Origin of the sequence: Brachybacterium sp. HMSC06H03, from assembly GCF_001807385.1 — a bacterium.
Taxonomy (GTDB): domain Bacteria; phylum Actinomycetota; class Actinomycetes; order Actinomycetales; family Dermabacteraceae; genus Brachybacterium; species Brachybacterium conglomeratum.
In genome coordinates this window covers 1-2333 of sequence record NZ_KV788880.1, presented here as the reverse complement: position 1 = coordinate 2333, position 2333 = coordinate 1, and the positions used below count along the sequence as shown (strand labels likewise).

At 78.3% G+C, this 2333-nt stretch carries 2 protein-coding genes and 1 pseudogene; all 3 read right to left on the bottom strand.

Features of this window, described 5'->3' with window-relative positions; genetic code table 11:
* A partial coding sequence (locus HMPREF3159_RS11710) for a MurR/RpiR family transcriptional regulator (RefSeq protein WP_070501171.1) occupies nt 1-650 on the bottom strand: 650 nt, incomplete at its 3' end.
* Nucleotides 647-1852, bottom strand: coding sequence for an anhydro-N-acetylmuramic acid kinase (locus tag HMPREF3159_RS11705; protein WP_070501170.1), 1206 nt, complete (start codon nt 1850-1852; stop codon nt 647-649). The genes HMPREF3159_RS11710 and HMPREF3159_RS11705, both read right to left, overlap by 4 nt.
* Nucleotides 1849-2333: pseudogene (locus tag HMPREF3159_RS11700) on the bottom strand (beta-glucosidase); the annotation flags it as partial. The pseudogene HMPREF3159_RS11700 and the gene HMPREF3159_RS11705, both read right to left, overlap by 4 nt.

Sequence of the window (2333 nt, the reverse complement as noted above, 5' to 3'; positions counted from 1 at the left end):
CCGGTGACGGCGAGGGTGCCGGCGCCGGCGGCGGCGGCGAGCTCGAGCGCGTCGAGCACGTCGATGGTGCGCCCGGAGTCCGAGATCGCCACCAGCAGGTCCTGCTCGCCGAGCCCGACGACGGCGGGCAGGGCGTCGTGCGCGCTGGTCAGGGCGTGTGCGGAGAGGCCGAGGCGGGCGAGCTTGTACTGCAGGTCCAGCGCCGCGAGCCCGGAGGCGCCCACCCCGATCAGCAGGATCCGCCGCGCCGCGGCGAGGCGGGCGGCGATCCTCGCGAGCTGCTCCAGGTCGAGCAGTCGCACGGTGTCCCGCACGGCGCGGGCATCCGCCGCGGCGATCCGCTCGACCGAGACGGACAGCGGGTCGCCCGGGTCGATCTCCAGGGGGAAGGCCAGGTGGCCCTGGTCCCCGACCGCGCGGGCCGTCTCGGCGACGAGCGCGGCGCGCAGCTCCCGGTAGCCGGTCAGCCCGAGCTCGCGGGCGAGGTTCACCACGGAGGACTGCGCGCAGCCGGCCGCACCGGCGAGCTGGTCGATGGTCATCGTCCCCGCGGCGAGGGGATCGGCGAGGATCACCTCCGCGATGCGGCGCTGGACGGGGCGGAGGTCGTCGAGCCGGCCGCGGAGGTCCTGCAGCAGCGCGGCGCTCACCGCCCCTCCCCCGGGACGAGGCGGAGACGGCGGACGGGCAGGCCCTCGGCGGGCGCGGCGTGGACGGCCGGGCTGCGGTGCGGCGGGGTGAGGGAGCCGAGCACGACGGGGGCGCGGGCGCCGGTGTGCGCGCTGCCGTCCGGGAGGGCGAGCGTGCCGGGCAGTCCGTGGGCGCCGTGATGGCCCAGCAGCGCGATCAGCAGGGCCTCCTTGCCGTCGGCGGGGATGCCGAGCTGGTCGGCGTCGAGCAGCGGGAGGGGGTCCAGGTGGGCTCCGAGCCGTGCGCGCAGCAGCGGATTGCGGATCCCGCCGCCGGAGGCGACCACGCGGCGGGCTCCGAGCGGGGCGACGGCCCGGGCGATCGTCACGGCGGTGAGCTCGACGAGGGTTGCCAGCAGGTCCGGCAGCGGCAGCGCGGCGAGCGCCTCGTCGCCCAGCACGCGTCGCACGTAGCCGGCGTCGAAGTGCTCCCGTCCGGTCGAGCGCGGGAGGGGGCGGGAGTAGAAGGGCTCGGCGTCCAGCAGCCGTGCGAGGGCTGCGGGGTCGACCCGGCCCTGCCGGGCGAGGGCGGCGTCGTGGTCGGCGGGGGCGCCGGTCGCGGCGTGGACGGCGGCGTCGAGCAGCGCGTTGCCGGGTCCGGTGTCGCCGGCGACGAGCTCCTCGCCGCCGACCAGGGTGAGGTTCGCGATCCCGCCGATGTTCAGCGCCGCCGTCGGCTCCTCATGGCCCAGCAGCAGCTGGTCCAGCAGCGGGGCGAGCGGTGCGCCCTGGCCGCCGGCGGCGACGTCGGCGGCGCGCAGGTCGTGCAGGACGGGCAGGCCCGTGACGGCGGCGAGGCGGGAGGCGTCGCCGATCTGGAGGGTCGCGCCGACGGTGCCGTCCTCGCGCACGTCGTGGTGGAGGGTCTGGCCGTGGGTCGCGACCAGGTCGGCGCCGCCGTGGGCGGCGAGGACCCGTGCGGCGGCCGCGGCGAAGGCCTCGCCGACAGCGGCGTGCAGGCGGTTCCAGGTCGCGACGCCGGCGGGTGCCGGGGGCAGCGCGGCGCGCAGGGCGCCCCCCGTCCCCTCGGGCCAGGGCTCCTCGCCGAGGTGGACGAGCCGCGCCTCCAGCACGGAGGGATCCTCGCCGTCGCGGGAGAAGTCCACGAGCGCCACGTCGATCGCGTCCAGGCTGGTGCCGGACATCATCCCGAGCACCCTCATCGCGCTCCCCCGTCGGCGGCGCCGCCCTGCAGGAGCAGGTCGACGACGGCGCGCATCATCGTGCGTCCGCCGCCGTGGGCGAGGACGAGCAGGCGGTGGTCGGGGGCGGCGGCCGGCACGCCGGTGTGCACCACGATCGTGTCGGGGCGATGCGCGAGGAGCGCGGCGAGGCGTCGGCCCTCCTCGGCATCGCTGCGGGGCAGACGGGTCACCGCGAGCACCTGCGCGGCCGGGTCGCCGTGGGGGGACCGCGGCGGGAGATCCGATCCTCCGTGGGGCGAGGGCGGCTCGGGGTACCGGTACTGCTCGGGCCCGCCCGGCTCCGCGGGGTCGGACGCGTCGATCCCGTGCTCACGCAGCGCCGCGACCAGCTGCTGGGTCCGTGCGCCGGAGGCGTGCTGGGCCCGGTGGCGCAGGTCGAGCACCGCCACGGGCCGCCCCTCGAGGCGGGCGTGGCCGTGCCGGGAGCGGACGGCGCGCG